Genomic DNA, 19,129 nt, shown 5'->3' on the forward strand with positions numbered 1-19,129 from the left:
TTGTTCCATTTTAGAGATTTGTTTAAGATAAGATATAACTCATTGAGATGTGTCATAGTATTCGTCGTTAGAAAACAATTATTGTGACATTATTTCAATGAGTTATCTATTTTTGTCGTGTACAGAGAAAATTTTTATTAGATTCAATATTGCCTTTGATGTGGTTGTCATGCAGTTCAACACTGGCGCCATTTTCTAAAATCACATTGCCATGAACAATTAAACCTTCAAGCTGACAATTTTTTTTGACTTTAATATCTTCACGAATACTTTGGTATTTAATTTCACCATCGCAATTCACGGCAGCAAAAGTCGTAAACGAACATAAAATTAAACTGATCGAGACGAAAAATTTTTTCATGGGCTTACATCTTCCTGAAATAAGCAATTGACCTAAAATTCATGTTAAAAATACTGAAATACAGGCAAAGATGTAAGCCTAGATAATCAGGTTTGCGGCGCATTTTTATTATATTTGTGTAAGTTCTAACTTGATGAATATCTACAGATATGTGGAAAGTGCTAGGGCGTTATAGCTGTATGAATAAAGTGTGAACTACGTAGGGTGCAAAGAGGTACTTGCTCGCCAATAATAGGCACAAAAAAACCACGCTAAAAGCGTGGTTTTTGAATCAGTTCAATCTAATCTGTATTAGATTTTACCAACTAGGTCGATTGAAGGAGCAAGAGTTGCGTCGCCTTCTTTCCATTTAGCTGGGCAAACTTCGCCTGGGTGAGCGTGTACGTATTGAGCTGCTTTAACTTTACGAAGAAGTTCTTGAGCATCACGACCGATACCACCAGCGTTGATTTCAACGATTTGGATTTTACCTTCTGGATCGATAACGAAAGTACCACGATCAGCAAGACCGTCAGCTTCGATTAATACGTCAAAGTTTTTAGCAAGAGTCCAGTTCGCATCACCAACCATTACGTATTGGATTTTTTTGATTTCTTCTGAAGAATCGTGCCAAGCTTTGTGAGTGAAATGAGTGTCAGTAGAAACTGAGTAGATTTCAACACCTAGTTTTTGGAATTCTGCATAGTTGTCAGCAAGGTCACCAAGTTCAGTTGGGCAAACGAAAGTGAAGTCAGCTGGGTAGAAGAATACAACAGACCATTTACCTTTAAGATCAGCTTCAGTTACTTCGATGAATTGACCATTTTGGAATGCTTGTGCTTTAAACGGTTTAACTTCAGTATTAATTAAGCTCATCATTGTCTCCATGATTGAGGTTTGTTTTTGATTTCCAATAGGGTACAGAAATTTTTCTTATTGCTGAAATAGTATTTTTACATAACTAATATCGGAAAATCCGAATTAGTACACTCCAGAACTATTTCAGCAATAACGATTATTTATCATTATTTCATTCGATATAAGCCATATCAATGCCATATAAAGTTGAAAGTAAAATGACAAAATCATCTTTTTAAAGTCTGTAACCAACATGATGCTTGTTGCATAAGATTTCAAGGGTGATCTCTAAAAAAGTTATAAAAAATATTTCAAATTATAGAATTTGTTCATATAAGATGGCATGAACAAAAAATGATTCCAGATTTGATCAGGTGCTCAGTCAATTTTTTCGTATCATTGCCATTCTCAGTCTTGCACTTGCATCACTATGTATTCTTAAAGTTGAAGACACAGGTACAAATTTATGTATCTATGAATACTTGCAACCTCAAAAAGCGACCTACTTTAATGAACTATTTGGAACTTCATCAGATGATCCTATGCTATTGAGTACCATGGGAATCGTTGGAATCTTCTTTTTTTTCCCACTGTTGCTATCATTTAGACGTGCTTGGTATGTGGTTATATTATGGCTATATGCGATTTTTCAATTCATCATCATTTTAATGATAGAAACTGCTTCAATTTCAAAAATTATCTATGACAGTATTGTTTATTGTCATAATGGTTGGTTGTTCGCATGGGTGATCGGGCAGAGTATATTTATTGTTTTTAGTATCATTTATATTTTCTATGGGACTGAAACCTAATGGATAAAGCATCCAAATGGATAAGCTTGAGTTGCCTATTCTAGTCAGCATGTGGGTTTATTTTTCTGTACTGGATGAATCAAGAATGTGCTTTCAATTCAAGGTGCTAGCCCGAATCAAATTATTTATTAAGCTGAAATGAATGGTTTTTCATCGGATGAACCTCTTTTATTTATTTTTATTGCGTTGATTTGCTTTTTATTCTCAATTTTTTGTGCTTAGCAAAATCTGTTCATCATTTCTTGATCATCACTTTATTGATGTTTTTAATTGTGCCATTGAGTATATTTTATACAGTGCCATTTTATCAGCCATTACATGGCAGTATTGAAGCATGTGGCAATTATTGGTTATTGGTCGCAATTTGAGTTTTTTATCATTTTATTCTGTTCGGCTTTACCTATTGGTTTCAGGCACGCAAAAAATAGATTCATCTTTCACTATTTTTACATACAGCGTAAAATATTCGGTTCTATTTTTAATTATTAGGATAATGCATCTGTGCCAAGTCAGTTAAATGTCGATCAATTGGTCATGGTTCGTGATCGCCATCGCTTAAGTCGGCTGAAAAAAGGCAAAGAAGCCAATCCTGAAAAATTTCAAGATTTGTTTGAAAAGTCGAATGCGAAAGTGCGCGAACGGATTGCCCGCATTCCAAATATTAAATTAAATCAAGACTTACCTGTTACGCAGTATGCAGACAAACTGATTGACGCGATTCAAAAGCATCAAGTGATTATTGTGGCAGGTGAAACCGGTTCGGGTAAAACCACGCAGTTACCGCAAATTGCAATGCTTGCAGGTCGTGGTTTAACGGGTTTGATTGGTCATACTCAACCCCGTCGACTGGCTGCACGTAGCGTTTCGCAACGTATTGCAGAAGAAGTGGGCGAAAAGCTAGGAGAGTCGATCTCCTTTAAAGTTCGTTTCAATGAACAAGGTTCACAAGATTCAATCGTTCGTTTGATGACCGACGGTATTTTATTGGCAGAACTGGCCAATGACCGATTCTTAAATAAATACGACACGATTATTATCGATGAAGCGCATGAGCGTTCGCTAAATATTGACTTCATCATGGGCTATCTCAAACAGCTCTTGCCACGTCGTAAAGATCTCAAAGTTATTATTACCTCAGCGACATTAGACGTAAATCGCTTCTCGAATTACTTTAATGGGGCACCTATTTTTGAGGTGGAAGGTCGAAGCTTCCCTGTAGAATTGCGTTATCGTCCGATTTCAGAGCTGAGCATTGTCGGTAGTGATGATGATGAATTTGACGATTTTGAAGAAAATTTACCCCGTGCCGTGGTTTCGGCAGTAGAAGAATGTTTTCAAGATGCGCAGGAAAAAGGTCATCCTGAACATGCCGACATTTTGATTTTTGCCAGCACTGAACAAGAAATACGTGAGTTACAGGAAACACTGCAAAAGTTTGGGCCACGACATACCGAAGTTTTACCTTTATATGCTCGATTGGCTTTGGCAGAACAGCAAAAGATTTTCAATCCATCAGGCGGTGGGCGACGGATTATTATTGCCACCAACGTGGCAGAAACTGCCTTAACTGTGCCAAATATTCGCTATGTAATTGATAGTGGCTTTGCACGGATATCCCGTTATAACTATCGCTCACGTGTACAGCGTCTACCAATTGAGGCTGTATCACAGGCGGCAGCAAATCAGCGTAAAGGTCGTTGTGGTCGTATTGCACCGGGCGTGTGTATTCGACTGTATTCAGAAGAAGACTTTATGAGTCGTCCTGAATTTACCGAACCGGAGATTAAACGAACCAACTTGGCCTCGGTTATTTTGCAAATGCAAAGTTTGGGCTTTGGTGAATTAGAAGACTTCGATTTTATTGAGCCGCCAGATCATCGTTTGGTGAATGATGGTCGTAAGCTTTTGATTGAGCTTGGGGCGATGGTTGAGAAAGGGAAAGCCCCTCTTTCGCAAAGAGGGGTTGGGGGAGATTCTATTGAAAGTAATCCCCCTAAATCCCCCTTTACAAAAGGGGGACTTCCTCCGGCGAAGGGTGGTGGTTTAACCAAAATTGGTCAGCAAATGGCAAAAATGCCAATCGACCCGCGTCTTGCACGGATGATTTTGGGTGGAGCGCATTTTGGCGTATTAAATGAAGTCTTGATTATTGTCGCTGCTTTAGCGGTACAAGATCCACGTGAACGTCCTGCGGATAAACAAATGCAGGCCGATCAGAAACATGCTTTGTTCCGTGAAGCTGACTCGGATTTCTTGTTCTATATCAAATTATGGGAAGCTTTGGTTGCTAACCGTGACATGAGTGAGAATAAGCGTCGAACCTTTGCACGCAACCATTTCCTTAGTTGGTTACGCCTCCGTGAGTGGAAAAAAACCCATGAGCAATTGGTGGATTTGGCTCAAGGCTTAAAACTGTCCTTTAATGAAAAGAAGGCCAATTATGAAAATCTGCACCGTGCGCTATTAACGGGTTTACTTTCATTTATTGCCAACAAAACCGATGAACGTAACGTGTTCATGGCGGTGCGTCAGCAAAAGGCACGTATTTTCCCTGCATCAACCTTGCATAAAACCAATACACCTTGGGTCATGGCTTTTGAGATGGTTGAGACCTCTCAGGTATATATTCGAACGTTGGCGAAAATTGAACCTGAATGGATTCTATTGGCTGCAGGCGATTTATTGAAGCATCATTATTTTGAACCGCATTGGTCAAAAAAATCTGGTGTAGTCAATGCCTATGATCAAATTTCTTTGTTTGGTTTGATTATTGAGCCACGTCGTCAAATAAATTATGAAAAAGTGGATCATCCTGCGGCGCATGAAATTTTCCTACGAGATGCGTTGACGACGGGACATTTGGGTATTACGCCACCGTTCTTAAAACACAATTTATTAAAACTCGAAGAAGTTGAGCGCGTTGAAGATAAACTGCGTCGTCGTGATTTGGTGGTGGATGAGGAAACCATCTACCAGTTCTATGCTGCTAAAGTGCCTGAAGAGGTGGCAAGTCGTCGTAGTTTTGAAGACTGGCGTGCAACGGTAGAACCGCAAAATCCGCGTCATTTATTTATCGATGATGATTCGCTTTGGATGAATGACCGTCCAACGACTCAGCAATTTCCAGACTACCTACGCAATGGTGAGCTGCGTTTGGCTGCAAGTTATCGTTTTGACCCAAGTCATGATGAAGATGGCGCAACGGTTAAAATTCCAGTTCAAGCTTTGCCGCAAGTGGATGAAAATATTTGGTCATGGGGCATACCCGGTTGGCGACAAGACCTGATTGAGGCCTTGCTTAAAGCATTGCCAAAAGATAAGCGCCGTCACTTGGTGCCAATACCTGATACAGCGCGTAAATTGATGGATCGTGTCGATGCCGTGCATTTGCGCGAGCATATTTTTAGTTTCTTGGCGTTCCAACTGCGTGGTGAGCAAATCACAGATAAGGACTTTTCTTGGGAACGCGTTGAGCAATATCTGCTGCCTTTAATCAAAGTCATTGATGAAAAAGGCCGTGTGATTGAGCAAGGTCGTGACCTAGATGAACTCAAAGCTCGCTGTCGTACTGAAACTCATAGCCCAGTCAAACAGTTAAAAGGTGAGTTTAAAACCTTCCCTGATAATTTTGTGTTCGAAGCATCACAAAAAGTCACGGGTGTGCTGGTGAAACAATACCAAGCGCTTGTTCCAGTCAAAGGCTTTGCGGAGTTGGATGCCAAAGACGAATCTGGTGTGGTGATTCAGACTTTCAATGACCAATTTGAAGCAGTCAAACAACACCGCGAAGGGATCATTCGTTTGGTTCATATGCAGCTGGGGGACTTAGTTCGTCAGTTGAAAAAACAGATTTCTAAACCCTTGGCATTGGCTTATTCACCGCTAGGTGACAAAGCAAAACTAGAGCAAATGTTAGTTTATGCCACACTTCAGCTTGCAATAAATGAGCTACCTGTCAATGTGCAGGAGTACCAAAACCTAATTTTAAATGTAAAGAAATCTTTCTTAACCCATGGGCAGCAAGCGTTAGCCGTTTTAACTGAAACCTATATTCAATGGCAGGATATACGTCGGAAATTGTTGGTTTTAGATGATTCTGTGTTTGGAAAGAACATTGATGACATTGAAGATCAACTCGATTTGATGCAACTTTCAGATTTTGTTTATGGCAAAACTTCCGATGTGTGGCTCGAATTTCCAAGATATTTGAAGGCATTAGTCTTGCGTTTAGACCGCTTGCCAAATAACCTACAAAGGGACAATTCTGCCATTGATCAAGTTGACCCATGGATGGAAAAATTATTTAAGTTTAAAAATGACACTCGCCTTAAAGAATTGTATTTCATGGTTGAGGAGTTACGCATCTCTATTTTCTCTCAACCAATGAAGACCAAGATGCCAATTTCTCCATCCCGCTTGCAAAAAGTATGGGATAAGCTCGGAATCAGTTAAGATATAGGTAATTTCTAAAAGGAGTTTTACATGGGCATCCGCATTACGGGTACAGGTCTTTATCATCCAGAAGACGTAATTACTAACGAAGAGTTAGTTGAAGCTTTAAATGCTTATGTGGAACAGTACAACAGCGACAATGCTGAAAAAATTGAAGCCGGTGAGCTAGAAGCGCGCCGTGGTTCAAGTGCAGAATTTATCGAAAAAGCGTCTGGCGTGAAAGCACGTTATGTTGCTGAAAAAAGCGGTATTTTAGATCCAAAACGTTTACGCCCAGTGTTACATGAGCGTCCAAATGATGAAATTTCGCTACAAGCGGAATGGGGCGTAGCTGCTGCAAAGCAAGCGATGGAAAATGCGGGTGTGACTGCTGAAGACATCGATGTTGTGATCTTGTCATGCTCTAACATTCAACGTGCATATCCAGCCGTTTCAATTGAAATTCAAACTGCGTTGGGTATTCAGGGTTATGCCTATGACATGAACGTTGCATGTTCAGCTGCAACTTTTGGTATCAAGCAAGCCTATGACGCGATCAAATCAGGCGCTCGTCGCGTGTTATTGGTAAACGTTGAGATTACATCTGGGCATACAGATTTCCGTATGCGTGACTGTCACTTTATCTTTGGTGACGTTGCAACGGCTTCGATCATTGAAGAAACTGAAACCAAAGCTGGTTTTGAAGTGTTGGATATTGACCTGTTTACACAGTTCTCAAACAATATTCGTAACAACTTCGGTTACTTAAATATGAGTGAAGTCGATGCTGACATCGACAACAACCGTTTCCGTCAAGACGGTCGTAAAGTATTTAAAGAAGTGTGTCCATTAGTGGCGAAAATGATCACCAAGCAATTGGATGACAATAAAATTGCGGCAACAGATGTAAAACGCTTCTGGTTACACCAAGCAAATGCCAGCATGAATGAATTGATTCTGAAACTGGTTGTGGGTAAAGAACATGCTCAGCCAGACCTTGTACCAATCATTCTTGATGAATTTGCCAATACTTCATCAGCAGGTGTCATTATTGCGTTGCACCGTACAGCAAATGAAGTAAACCATGGCGAATACGGTGTGCTTTGCTCATTTGGTGCAGGCTACTCAGTAGGTTCTGTACTTGTTCAAAAACATGATGCTGCCTAAGGTCAGCACATTTGCAGGTTGAACATGATGCAAAATGGATAAAGCGTTTAAGCGCTTTATCCCGCATGTATTTCACGCCGACCTTTTTTGGCGCTGAATATATTGATGCATCAAAACCTGCAATGTATGTAGGGAATCATACAATTTACGGTGTACTCGATTCACCGTTGATTATTGATTATCTCTACAATGAACATAAAGTGGCTGTGGTCAGTATCGCTGATCATAGCCATTTTTATGTGCCCGGTTGGCGTGGCATGGTCAAAAAGTTCGGTGCAGTCCAAGGTATTCAGGACTATGTCAGAACTGTGATGCAACAAGGTTATTCCATTTTAGTTTTTCCCGGTGGTGGTCGAGAGGTTTTGAAGCGAAAAGGCGAAGCCTATCAACTGATTTGGAAGCAACGTTATGGCTTTTTAAAACTGGCGCAAGAATTTAATTATGATATCGTGCCTTTTGCCGCTTTAGGTGGAGATGAAGTCTTTGAACTGGGTTTTGATGCCAGTGTGATTGTTGAACATCGTTGGTTTAAACAACTATTAAAAATACAAAAAATCGATAAATTATTACGTCATGGTGATGTGATTCCGTCTTTACCCAAGCGTATTATCCCCAAGCGCATTCCATTCTATTTTCAATTTTTACCCCGTCAAAGTTTGAGTCATATTCAGAGTGTGGAGGATTTAAAGCTCTATCGAGAGGCACTACAACAAGATATTTACAATGCGATAGAACAGCTTAAGAAAATCCGTTCAGAACAATATTCTACAGATCAATAATAGTGACTACTCTTCAACTTCATTCATTTTTATTCGTCACAGCTCAAAATTATGGTGAATTTTGTCACAACAATAGCTTTTAGATTTTTTTATTGAACGCCTTTGTATTGACCTTTTGTACAGTTATTCGGCTGATTAATGGCAGTAGTCGGAGCATTAAACTTTGACTATAGTGAAGGTTGAAAAATAATCAACGATCGTTAGGGCGGAAGATGGAAAAGAAAAGCTTGACCCCGCAGCTTGAGCATATTGCTCGGCAACTTATTCGAATATCTCCAAGTTTAAAGCAGTTGTATCAAGAGCAAATGGATCTTGCTACAGCACTCAATTCACAAAATATCTTTAAAATTGAACAAGAGCAGCACCGCATTCAACTGTGTAATGGACTGTGGACCTTACAGCTACAAAGTCGTGAATCGATTGGCTATCAGTTTCCTAGAAGTCCATTTAGACCCATCAAAATTGCTGAATTGCATACGACAGTGCCATGTATTGAAGTAGTAGAAGATTTCTTATTTCATGAATTGTATTTTTTTACTGGCGACCTAAAGCCGCAACATTCACTCTTGCTCAGAGAAAAAGCACAGCAATTTAGACAATTGATCTTACAGTCGATTTTTCAACATCTAAATGGGCCAGCGCGTGTTCAGCAGTTTTTAGCACAGATGACAGCAGTTGAAGCGCAAATTTTTGATCAGCTAATGCAAGAGCAGCAGATTTATCAGACACCGCTATTACAAACCTATATCGAATGCCAAATCTGTCTACCACATTGGTTGATGCAAAAGATTGAGCAGATGTTTGCGCTTCATTCACTTACAGAAGCTGAAATATTGCCGATACAACTGTTAATGGATAGTTTGGACGAGATTTGTTTTGCTACGGCACAATTTTTAGATCCGACGATTTATCGGATCATGAGTTTGAGTTATGAAGATCGGTTCAATTTACAAGAATTAAATGAACATATAGAAGATATTATTTTGTTGCTCGACCATGCATATGAGCGTCCCAATTTGTTGGGTTTTATTCGTTTGATGCATCGGGATGTTTGGGCAGAGCAGGACATATTAAGCCACAGTAATTTTGTGCAAGCTACAGCAATTTGGCAAAAAAAATGTGGAAAACTCCCTTTACTCGATAACAACCGTGCAGTGCGATGGATGTTCAAGCAGTCAGTCGAAGTGTTGGATTGGCTGAGTCGTAATTTTCAACACAGTAATGTACGAGTGGCTGTGACGGCATTAAGTTTTGTCGATACGCAGCATATTCATCCCGCATTGATTCTTACAACCTTACAACATTTTCAATTTGTTGCAGCGCGCTTATTTATTCAAAATTGTCATACGATTGCGCATGAACATGATTGGTTTAATCATGAAAAAAATCTACAGTTTGTTTTACAGCGAAAATATCAGCCGCACGATGATCATCGCGTTGTCATTAGCCCATCAATTTTGTATTTAGATGAGTGGTTGATCTTAATGCGACAGGTTTTGGGTGCAGAGGATCAGGCCATAAAAAAAGTCTATCTACCCTTGAGCCGTATTATGCAGGCGTATCTGCAGCATTTATTACGTTGTACGCAGCATTTACCACAGGCTTTGATGGATTTTATTCGTCCAGAAACCCAAGAAAATCGCCAGTTTTTAAATGTTTTACGACAACATAAAATTCAACTGCAGGATTTTCGAAATTTATTTTATTTAAAACATGCCAATTTAAGAGTATCTGTATTTGATGCCTATGTGCGTGACTATGTCAGTGCGACTTATTCTACAGGTCATACAGTGCCTAAAAATATTACGTGGAATGGGGTCTTTCATCAGGCAGTGCATTGGCATGCTAAGCAACAAAAGCAAGAAGTGTTAACTCAATTAAAGCGTAAATTTGAGACAACAGTCTGGCAGCCATTTACAACAGAAGACGAAATCTATTTTCAAGAGTGGGTCTTTGAAGAATTAAAAACCATCGATCGAATTATTGATGAATCTATTCACTTTAAACATTGTTTGGCATCAAGTTATAGCGCCAGTATTATGGTAGGGGCGTATGTGGCTTTTCATATGTACCATCCCATTTTGCATGTATCGATGACTTTGGGCTGTCATGTGCAAAACCACATTTTGGTTTTTGATCAACTCGAGTATTCAAATAATACCCAAGCAGAAATAGAAAAAGTAAATATCGCCAAAGAATTTTTAAATAGGTTCAATAGCTTAAAGTAAGATTGGCGAAATACGGATTTAGTAAACTGTGTTGTGCGCTTAACTTTTGAGTCAAAAATCGTTAGGCTATAGCCGTTCTTTTACGGTATAGGTCTTATGAAACAGGAAACTGCACTCAAGCTGCTCAAAGCAGGCGAAAATGTGTTTTTAACAGGTTCGGCTGGTGCAGGTAAAACTTATACTTTAAATCAGTACATCAATTATCTAAAAGCGCGCAAAGTGCCGGTGGCAATTACGGCTTCTACAGGGATTGCTGCAACCCATATGAATGGCATGACAATTCATACATGGGCAGGGATTGGGATTAAAGATGCGATTTCCGAAGATGAGTTAAAGCGCTTAAAAGAACGTAAATATTTAAAAGAGCATTTGGAAAATGCCCAAGTTTTAATCATCGATGAAATTTCGATGTTGCATGCCAAGCAATTAAACTTGGTGAATAAAGTTTTAAAATTTTTTAAAGACAGTGAAGATGCTTTTGGGGGGATTCAAGTCATTGTTGCAGGTGACTTCTTCCAGTTACCCCCTGTGGGACGCAAAGGTGAATTAAACCGTGACAAGTTTTGCTTTATGTCTGAGGCATGGGTAGAAGCGAAGTTTCGCGTGTGTTATTTGACCGAACAACATCGTCAGGGTAATGACTATCTCAATGATATTCTAAATGCGATTCGTGCTCAGCAAATTACGGGCGATCATTTGCATGCTTTAAGGCAGACAAGTTCACAAAATATAGGTGAAACCTTTACGCGCTTGTATACCCATAATATGGATGTAGATAGTATTAACTATAAACATCTAAATGAAATTGAACAGGAATCTCGCCAGTTTGATGCTCAATGCGATGGTAATGACAAACTGATTGAAACCTTAAAATCTTCAGTGCGTGCGCCGGAAACTTTGACCTTAAAGAAAAATGCCAAAGTGATGTTTGTAAAAAACAACTTTGACGTGGGCTATATCAATGGCAGCCTCGGTGAAGTGATAGGTTTTGAAGAAGATGATGAATATGGCATCTTGCCTAAAGTAAAACTCACTGATGGCACGACCTTGGTGGTAGAACCTGAAACATGGTCTGTCGATAATGATGATGGTAAAACCATTGCCAGTTTCCAACAAATTCCACTGCGTTTGGCTTGGGCGATCACCATTCACAAATCTCAAGGGATGACCCTGGCAGCGGCTGAAATTAACTTGACGCATACTTTTGAGAAAGGTCAGGGTTATGTGGCATTGTCGCGTTTAAAAACATTAGATGGTTTGCGTTTACTTGGTTTTAATGAACAAGCCTTAGAACTCGACAGTTTGGCCATTAAAGCTGATCGACGCTTTCAGGAACTCTCTGATGAAGCGGAAACCAATTTTGCAGAGGCTGATTTAACCGTACAACATAAAGCCTTTATTCGTCATTGTGGTGGAACGCTGAATGAAGTGGAAATCGAGCGCAATGAAAAGAAAATAGCCAAAACTGGTGCAAAACAAAGCTTTGCCACAGCGACTTTAGATCAAACTCGGGAGTTGTTTGAGGAAGGTTATGAAATTCAGGATATTGCTGTGGAGCGTGGTTTAACACCAGCTACGATTATTAACCATTTGGCTCGTCTGCAAAAAGAGCAAGGTTTAGATATCTCGGTGGCACATCCGGGAGAAGACGTGGTTGAGCAGGTGCGTAAAATCTATAAACGTTTGGCGAAACGACAAGACCCAGCACATTATAATGATGACGGCACGGTTAAGTTGCGTCCAATTGTGGAGTTAACCAGTCCACGCATGGGATATGACCAAGTTCGTTTGGCTTTATTATTTGTGGAATAATGGATATATGGTGCATACGAAAAATACTGATGAATAAAGTGTGGTTAATATCGTTCAATAGATTTAACAGTAGACTGTCTAAAGGATTCGTATTTTTCCTAAGCGATGGTTTACACTGTAGCAAGTTAATTTGCTAACGATTTGAATTATGACTTTTAGTGCATGGTATTCACTGCGTAAATTTGTCTATAACAATTTACATAATGATGATTATGAAACTAAATTTAGTCATTTTCTCAACTATGCTTTGATATTGCTGATTTTAGGTAATGCTGCTGCGGTTTTACTCGAATCGGTCAATGATATTTATTTGTCTTATCAAGTTTACTTTGATTTTTTTGAAAATTTTTCAATCATTGTATTTAGTGTTGAATACGTATTGAGGCTTTGGTCGATTGCAGATAAAGACCCATTTTACTCCGCTTGGCGTAATCGTTTGAATTGGGTAAAAAGTGGTGGCGCAATTATTGATTTATTGGCAATTTTACCTGCATATCTAAATTTCTTTGTCCATTTTGATTTGCGTTTTTTACGTATTTTACGATTACTGCGTTTATTAAAATTAACTCGATATTTTGTGTCGTTGCAAATTTTGTTACGTGTCATTGAACGTGAAAAAGGTTCATTTCAAGCTGTTGTTTTTATTTTATTTATTATGATTATTATGGCCGCAGCTGGGGTGTATTTAGTTGAGAGTAAAGCACAGCCAGAGGTCTTTAGTTCTATTCCTGCGTCCATGTGGTGGGCTGTTGTTACTTTAACGACGGTCGGTTATGGCGATGTAACACCGATAACCCCTGTTGGGCGGATATTAGGTGCAATGATTACGATATTAGGGGTTGGCTTGGCAGCATTGCCAGCAGGTATTTTAGCCAATGGTTTGGCACATGAATTGGAGCAACGCAAACAACAATTAGAACTCAGTTTTCGTGAGTTGATTCAAAATCGTGAAATTGATTTTGTACTTGAGCCTGAAAAAATCGAAGAAATCCGAAAAACAGTGGGTTTAACCCGTGAGCAAACACAGGATATTATTTGGCAATTGTTACGTGAGCAAAAAGAGGAATCATTAAAGCAGGAGCGTGAGCAGTATGCATATTGCCCGCATTGTGGAAAAAAATTACCTGATTTGTAATGTGAAAAAAACACATTAGCTAAAGATGATTCAGTAAAACTTGATGAAGTATATTCATGTGAATAAAAAATAGTTAAATAAAATTTATGATGAATATGATTCATAAATATCATGATATGATAAATATAATTTAAAAATACTGATTTTCAGCTCATTCAGTATGTCGTTTGTGGAACTCATTATGTTGGAATTACGCCATCTCAAAACCTTATTGGCACTCAGAGAACACGGTTCTTTGGTCGCTGCATCTAATGATCTGTGTTTAACGCCTTCTGCACTTTCACACCAGTTGAAAGAGCTAGATCATTGGTATGGGGTAGAGGTGGTGAACCGACGCACACGTCCTGTGACCTTTTCGAATGTTGGGCAACGTTTACTACGCCTTGCTGATGATATTTTGCCGCAAGTTCAAATTGCGCAATCGGACATTACACGTATTGTGCATGGTCAAACCGGCCGAATTATTTTTTCTTCTGAATGTCATAGTTGTTTTGATTGGCTGATGCCGTTATTGAATGTCTACCGTCAGCAATACCCCGATGTAGATTTGGACTTTGCCTCTGGCTTTGAAGCCAATCCGCATGAACTATTACAAACAGGCGAGTTTGATCTTCTGATTACGGCAGACCCAATCAATTTAAAAGGTGTGGAATATTTCCCTATCTTTGAATATGAGTCTCGTTTGGTATTGTCCAATACACATCCATTGGTTCGTGCGACAAATGTGACTGTTCAAGAATTAGCAGAAGAAACGCTGATTACCTATCCGGTCGATAAACATCGTTTAGATATCATGGCGAAATTATTTTTACCGGCCAATATTCAGCCTAAACACGTCCGTACCACAGATTTGACCCAGATGCTGATTCAGTTGGTTGCAAGCGGTCGTGGCATTGCGGCATTACCAGATTGGGTGGTAAATGAATATGAACAAAAAGGTTGGGTGACCTCTCGACGTTTAGATTGTGTTTCACCTGAAGGTTTAAGACGAACTTTGTACGCCGGTTATCGTACCGAAGAGGCTGAAAAAAGCTATTTTGAAGGCTTCCTAAAACAGTTGGCCAAATTCTCACAAAAACGCAATCAATATTATTCCAACTAAGGAGGAGCTATGACTCAGAGTCTTTTTGTATACGGGACATGACGTCTAGGTCAGCCCAATGCTCACGTGATGGATCGCATTGGTGGCGAGTGGAAGAAAGGTGTGGTGTGGGGTGAATTAGAAGATAAAGGCTGGGGTGCGGCGATGGGCAGTCCGGGCATTCGTTTATCGAAGGCAGGTCAAGCCATTGAAGGCTATGTTTTTATCTCTGAAAACTTAGCAGCTCATTGGGCTGCTTTAGATGAATTTGAAGGTACTGAATATCAACGTGTTGCTGTCGATGTACAACTGGAAGGCGGAGAATGGATGCAGAGTGAAATTTATGCCTTGAAATAATATCGTGAGGGAGAGTCGTAAAATACGTGGGCCATCCATACATCATGACTTTCCCCAACCTTCGATATATGTATCGATGATTCTGCTTGCTCTGTTGTTTCCTTGAGTGCATTTTCTTTCGAAGACCAGTATTTGAAAGAGTTGTATCTAAAGTGCTTGAATGCACAGAAATCACTTTAAGATTGCTATACAAGTGGATGAATAATTTTTAGAATTGAGCTGTATCTCACATTGAACCCTGTTTGAACTCAATCATGCCGAATACTATAGAACCTTCACCAACTCAACTCATGTCTGTGATTCAAACGCAGACAGCTATTGCCAAACTGGGTTTAGATCTAAATGCAGTGATGACCGTGGTCGCAGAACAGGCGCAGCAGATTACACACGCTAAAGGTGCAGTTGTAGAGTTGGCTGAAGATGGTGATATGGTCTATCGTGCAGTGTCTGGCGGGGCGAGCCATTTACTGGGTTTAAGACTTCATATTGAAAACAGCTTATCAGGTCTATGTATTGCACAAAAACAAACACTGTATTGCCAAGATTCGGAAACAGATGCACGGGTAGATCGCGTGGCATGTCAACGTGTTGGATTGCGTTCGATGGCAGTAGTGCCATTGATTCATTGTGATGAAGGTGTCGGTGTTTTAAAGATTTACTCTGACCAAGTCGATGCCTTTCAGGAAGCCGACTTGCATATATTAAGTTTGATGTCTGAGTTGATCGCTGCGGCGATGTACCATGCGACACATTTCGGTACGACAGAGCTATATAAATTGGCGACGCAAGATAGCTTAACCGGCTTAGCTAATCGGGCTTTGTTTGTCGACTTTTTACGCCAAGGGATAGAAAAAGCACGTGCGCAGAAAAAAGTGTTGGGTATCTTGATGATTGATATGGATGGTCTGAAGCCGATTAATGATCAGTTTGGACATCGCATTGGGGATGCTGCACTGAAAGAAATCGCGCAGCGCATTTTGCGTGAAACGCGTCAAGATGACTTGGTTGCACGCTTGGGTGGTGATGAATTTGCTGTGATTTTAACCAATATTGCCAACTTAGAGCGTGCGCAAACGGCGATGAATCGAATCGCAGAAAGTTGCGGACTGCCATTTGCATTCGAGCAAATGAGCTTGAAAATTGGTGCCAGTATTGGCATGGCTTTATTTCCAGAGGATGCCGAATCCATCGATCAATTGGTCGAAATGGCTGATTTGAAAATGTACGCCAATAAGCGTGAACGGAAACAAGTAAATATTGAATAACTCACTGCTTAAATAATTCACTAATTGTTATGCAGGTGAATTCCTTCACTACCGCCAAATTATTGAAAGTATCAGAAAAAACATTTTTGATGGGAATACGTGTTGTCTCAAACAATTGCAGATGACATCACGGAATATCATTGTTTAATTTAAATCAAAGTGCGCTTAGCATGTGACGGTGCAAGATGATTAAATAATTGAAAAATCATCTAAGGTCATTTGTTTTTTGACTCAAAATAATATTTTGAATTGTTAAGCTGTGCACTATTGCATGGCGAAAAGAGCATGACAATTCAATGAAAGGGATGTCAAAAGATTTATTCATTATTGCGGCAGGTTTTATTGCTGCAATGCATATCGGGAAACTACCGCCCGCAATACCTGTATTACAACAGCAACTCGGCATTAGCTTTATTCAGTCTGGTTTATTGCTCTCACTAGTACAGGGTGCAGGAATGTGCTTTGCATTGTTGATTGGTAGTTATATCCAAAAAATTGGATTTAAACTGTGTATCTTATTGGGCTTAAGTCTATTGACGATAGCAAGTGCATGGGGGAGCTTTGCACAAAGCTTTGATGTCTTGTTGCTACTGCGTGTCATAGAAGGATTTGGCTTCTTATTGGTGACACTCACAGGGCCTGCATTTATCCGTCAGCTTGTACCGCTACAGCACATCAGCGCAAAGATGGGACTGTGGAGTGCTTATATGGGCGGAGGTATGGGCATAGCCTTATTGGTTGCGCCATTTCTAATTGCTCAATATGGTTGGAGTGTGGTTTGGCTCAGTTTCGCTATGATTACTGCAGCATTACTACTCTGTATCGCTATGTTTATTCCTCAGCCTAATGTGGCGCTGAATACAACACCTGTTATCGGTCTCATTCGGGATACCTTGAAACATCCTGCAGCATGGCTTTTGGCGCTCATTTTTGGGACATATGCAGGGCAATGGTTTGCATTGGTGGGTTTCTTACCGATGATTTATGCGCAAAATCAAATTTCAGCCGAATTGGCAGGTGCTTTAACAGCCAGTGTTGCCGTTGCGAATGCAGTGGGCACTTGGGGGTGTGGACTGCTATTACAGCGTGGTTTTCAAGCTAAAACTTTAGTCCAACTGGGTTTTGCTGTTTTGATCATTTGCTCCTTAGGTTTTTATCTCTCTAAAGATGCGTTACCGTTTTTACTGCAATATTTAACGGTGTTTAGTTTTTCGCTTTTTGGAGGCTTGGTTGCTGCGACGGTCTTTGCGCAATCACTGCATTTTGCACCTTATCCTGCGGCAATCAGTACGACGGTCGGCATGATTTTACAATGCTCTGCCATTTCACAATTTGTTCTGCCTCCCGTGATTGCCACCGTAGTTTCACAGACTGGAGCGTGGTTTTGGGCGGGGATCTTGATGTCAGCGTTGTCATTCGTTGGAATCATGCTTAGTCGACGTTTATTTCAAATGCAGCATGGCTCAAATTAACATTTTGTTAAACCGCTATGTCAGCAACGGCCTTATTGTTTAATCCCAATCAGTAGCGACAAGATGCCTGCTGCAATGAGTGGGCCGACAGGTACACCACGCAGCATCGCAACACCTGCGACTGTCCCAATCAGTAGTCCGGCAACCACATCTGGCTGATTGGACATCAGTTTGACACCACGTCCGCCTAGCCATGCGACAAAGACGCCAATGGCGATTGCGACGAGGGATTTCCAACTTAAAAAGGATTTTAAAATTGAATCGCCGGGTATTTTCCCGCTAGCGATCGGTGTGAGTACGCCAATGGTTAAAATAATAATGCCAATGTTTAAGCCATATTGTTGCAGATAGGGGAAAAATTCACTTAAAGGCGTGATGCGGAAAATAATCAAGACACCTGCTGCTATGGTGATCGCTGTATTGTGGCTAAAGATGCCACAAGCCAATAACACCAATAACACGATCAGATTTAAATCCAACTGAGACATAGGATATTCGTGAGAAACTTCAATAAATAATCAATAGTGTAGCGCAGAAACATTAAAAACTGGCGTTCAAGATTATTTCCGCTATTTTTCCTGCAAGTTGGCTCGTGGTTCAGTATAAAATAGCAATATATGGTGTTTATTAGGTTGTTCTATGTTTTTGGAAAAAATGCTGCAATCACAAGGTTTTGGTTCGCGTAAATATTGCCAACAGTTGATTAAAAATGGTGCGGTCGAAATACACGGTGAGATTGTAGATAATCCAAAGCAAAAGCTGGACTTGAATGATTTAACTTACAGTGTGCATGGACAGGACTATACCTATCGTGAGCATGTTTATATCGCGTTAAATAAACCTCAAGGTTATGAATGTTCGCATCAGGCAACCCATCATTTTAGTGTTTTTGAATTATTTGATGATGTGCTGTTAAATCGTGGTCTGCAATGCGTCGGGCGACTGGATCAAGACACCACTGGACTGTTGCTGCTCACGGATGATGGTCAATATCTACAAGCGCTTACACACCCTAAAAAGCATGTTGCCAAAGTGTATTCGATGCATACCGCAGATCCTGTGACACCTGAGCAAATACAACAATTAGAACAAGGCGTGGAGCTTCGAAACGAAAAAGGCATTTTCGCTGCAACCGATGTACAGCTATTGGCTTCACATCAATTGCAAATGACTGTCCATCAAGGGGTATATCATCAAGTGAAGCGGATGTTGGCGGCTGTCGGCAATAAAGTTGAAACATTACATCGTGCTCAAATAGGACAATTAAAGTTTGAAGATATTGCTGAGGGTGAATGGATCTATTTGAATGCAGCGCAAATTGAACAATCGAAATTTCGTGAAAATCTAAATTCACAGTAATAGGTACAGGGCTTTGATACGTCATCATTTGAA

Annotated in this window: 15 protein-coding genes; 12 read left to right on the top strand and 3 right to left on the bottom strand. The window is 40.1% G+C overall.

What is annotated here, in order from left to right:
- Positions 1–106: 106 nt before the first annotated feature.
- Positions 107–361: a hypothetical protein gene (locus FTU05_RS00850; RefSeq protein WP_180163919.1), complete on the bottom strand. Its 255-nt coding sequence runs from the start codon at positions 359–361 to the stop codon at positions 107–109.
- A 291-nt stretch (positions 362–652) separates the two neighbouring features.
- Positions 653–1,216, bottom strand: coding sequence for an alkyl hydroperoxide reductase subunit C (gene ahpC, locus FTU05_RS00855; RefSeq protein ID WP_078193727.1), 564 nt, complete (start codon positions 1,214–1,216; stop codon positions 653–655).
- A gap of 356 nt (positions 1,217–1,572) precedes the next feature.
- Between ahpC and FTU05_RS00860 the strand changes: the two genes are divergently transcribed.
- The 11 genes from FTU05_RS00860 (at position 1,573) to FTU05_RS00910 (ending at position 17,737) form a co-directional block, all read left to right on the top strand.
- On the top strand, positions 1,573–2,010 hold the full coding sequence (locus tag FTU05_RS00860; RefSeq protein ID WP_180163921.1) for a hypothetical protein: 438 nt from the start codon (positions 1,573–1,575) through the stop codon (positions 2,008–2,010).
- A 534-nt stretch (positions 2,011–2,544) separates the two neighbouring features.
- Positions 2,545–6,462, top strand: coding sequence for a DUF3418 domain-containing protein (locus tag FTU05_RS00865; protein WP_218953191.1), 3,918 nt, complete (start codon positions 2,545–2,547; stop codon positions 6,460–6,462).
- Between the two features lie 30 nt (positions 6,463–6,492).
- Positions 6,493–7,608 (top strand): beta-ketoacyl-ACP synthase III, encoded by a 1,116-nt coding sequence (locus FTU05_RS00870; protein ID WP_180026928.1) that lies wholly within the window; start codon positions 6,493–6,495, stop codon positions 7,606–7,608.
- Positions 7,609–7,619: 11 nt separating this feature from the next.
- Positions 7,620–8,387: a 1-acyl-sn-glycerol-3-phosphate acyltransferase gene (locus FTU05_RS00875; RefSeq protein ID WP_180163926.1), complete on the top strand. Its 768-nt coding sequence runs from the start codon at positions 7,620–7,622 to the stop codon at positions 8,385–8,387.
- 212 nt (positions 8,388–8,599) lie between these two features.
- On the top strand, positions 8,600–10,615 hold the full coding sequence (locus FTU05_RS00880) for a hypothetical protein (protein ID WP_180163928.1): 2,016 nt from the start codon (positions 8,600–8,602) through the stop codon (positions 10,613–10,615).
- Between the two features lie 96 nt (positions 10,616–10,711).
- On the top strand, positions 10,712–12,427 hold the full coding sequence (locus FTU05_RS00885) for an AAA family ATPase (protein WP_180003112.1): 1,716 nt from the start codon (positions 10,712–10,714) through the stop codon (positions 12,425–12,427).
- Between the two features lie 148 nt (positions 12,428–12,575).
- Complete coding sequence (locus tag FTU05_RS00890; protein WP_180007353.1) at positions 12,576–13,562, top strand: ion transporter; 987 nt, start codon at positions 12,576–12,578, stop codon at positions 13,560–13,562.
- A gap of 181 nt (positions 13,563–13,743) precedes the next feature.
- Complete coding sequence (locus tag FTU05_RS00895) at positions 13,744–14,664, top strand: LysR family transcriptional regulator (protein ID WP_078189020.1); 921 nt, start codon at positions 13,744–13,746, stop codon at positions 14,662–14,664.
- Between the two features lie 69 nt (positions 14,665–14,733).
- Complete coding sequence (locus FTU05_RS00900) at positions 14,734–15,000, top strand: gamma-glutamylcyclotransferase family protein (RefSeq protein ID WP_257230069.1); 267 nt, start codon at positions 14,734–14,736, stop codon at positions 14,998–15,000.
- A 254-nt stretch (positions 15,001–15,254) separates the two neighbouring features.
- The gene (locus FTU05_RS00905; protein WP_180163930.1) at positions 15,255–16,265 is read left to right on the top strand and encodes a sensor domain-containing diguanylate cyclase; all 1,011 of its coding nucleotides are present in this window, start codon (positions 15,255–15,257) and stop codon (positions 16,263–16,265) included.
- Positions 16,266–16,570: 305 nt separating this feature from the next.
- Positions 16,571–17,737, top strand: coding sequence for a CynX/NimT family MFS transporter (locus FTU05_RS00910; protein ID WP_257230070.1), 1,167 nt, complete (start codon positions 16,571–16,573; stop codon positions 17,735–17,737).
- Positions 17,738–17,769: 32 nt separating this feature from the next.
- On the opposite strand, the gene FTU05_RS00915 is transcribed toward FTU05_RS00910, so the two are convergent.
- Positions 17,770–18,225, bottom strand: coding sequence for a DUF441 domain-containing protein (locus FTU05_RS00915; RefSeq protein WP_180010292.1), 456 nt, complete (start codon positions 18,223–18,225; stop codon positions 17,770–17,772).
- Between the two features lie 151 nt (positions 18,226–18,376).
- On the opposite strand from FTU05_RS00915, the gene FTU05_RS00920 reads away from it, so the two are divergent.
- Positions 18,377–19,096 carry a pseudouridine synthase gene (locus FTU05_RS00920; protein WP_180163934.1) on the top strand — a complete coding sequence of 240 codons (720 nt, stop codon included), beginning with the start codon at positions 18,377–18,379 and terminating at the stop codon, positions 19,094–19,096.
- The last annotated feature ends 33 nt before the right edge of the window (positions 19,097–19,129 follow it).

The organism is Acinetobacter sp. YH12049 (assembly GCF_013419875.1).
GTDB lineage: Bacteria > Pseudomonadota > Gammaproteobacteria > Pseudomonadales > Moraxellaceae > Acinetobacter > Acinetobacter amyesii.

What these genes read in the sequence shown, in the direction of transcription:
- FTU05_RS00895 (WP_078189020.1), top strand. Translation starts at nt 13,744, where the DNA reads ATGTTGGAATTACGCCATCTCAAAACCTTATTGGCACTCAGAGAACAC.
- FTU05_RS00900 (WP_257230069.1), top strand. Translation starts at nt 14,734, where the DNA reads ATGGATCGCATTGGTGGCGAGTGGAAGAAAGGTGTGGTGTGGGGTGAA.
- FTU05_RS00870 (WP_180026928.1), top strand. Translation starts at nt 6,493, where the DNA reads ATGGGCATCCGCATTACGGGTACAGGTCTTTATCATCCAGAAGACGTA.
- FTU05_RS00910 (WP_257230070.1), top strand. Translation starts at nt 16,571, where the DNA reads ATGTCAAAAGATTTATTCATTATTGCGGCAGGTTTTATTGCTGCAATG.
- FTU05_RS00885 (WP_180003112.1), top strand. Translation starts at nt 10,712, where the DNA reads ATGAAACAGGAAACTGCACTCAAGCTGCTCAAAGCAGGCGAAAATGTG.
- ahpC (WP_078193727.1), bottom strand. Translation starts at nt 1,216, where the DNA reads ATGAGCTTAATTAATACTGAAGTTAAACCGTTTAAAGCACAAGCATTC.
- FTU05_RS00920 (WP_180163934.1), top strand. Translation starts at nt 18,377, where the DNA reads ATGTTTTTGGAAAAAATGCTGCAATCACAAGGTTTTGGTTCGCGTAAA.
- FTU05_RS00905 (WP_180163930.1), top strand. Translation starts at nt 15,255, where the DNA reads ATGCCGAATACTATAGAACCTTCACCAACTCAACTCATGTCTGTGATT.
- FTU05_RS00915 (WP_180010292.1), bottom strand. Translation starts at nt 18,225, where the DNA reads ATGTCTCAGTTGGATTTAAATCTGATCGTGTTATTGGTGTTATTGGCT.
- FTU05_RS00850 (WP_180163919.1), bottom strand. Translation starts at nt 361, where the DNA reads ATGAAAAAATTTTTCGTCTCGATCAGTTTAATTTTATGTTCGTTTACG.
- FTU05_RS00890 (WP_180007353.1), top strand. Translation starts at nt 12,576, where the DNA reads ATGACTTTTAGTGCATGGTATTCACTGCGTAAATTTGTCTATAACAAT.
- FTU05_RS00865 (WP_218953191.1), top strand. Translation starts at nt 2,545, where the DNA reads ATGGTTCGTGATCGCCATCGCTTAAGTCGGCTGAAAAAAGGCAAAGAA.
- FTU05_RS00880 (WP_180163928.1), top strand. Translation starts at nt 8,600, where the DNA reads ATGGAAAAGAAAAGCTTGACCCCGCAGCTTGAGCATATTGCTCGGCAA.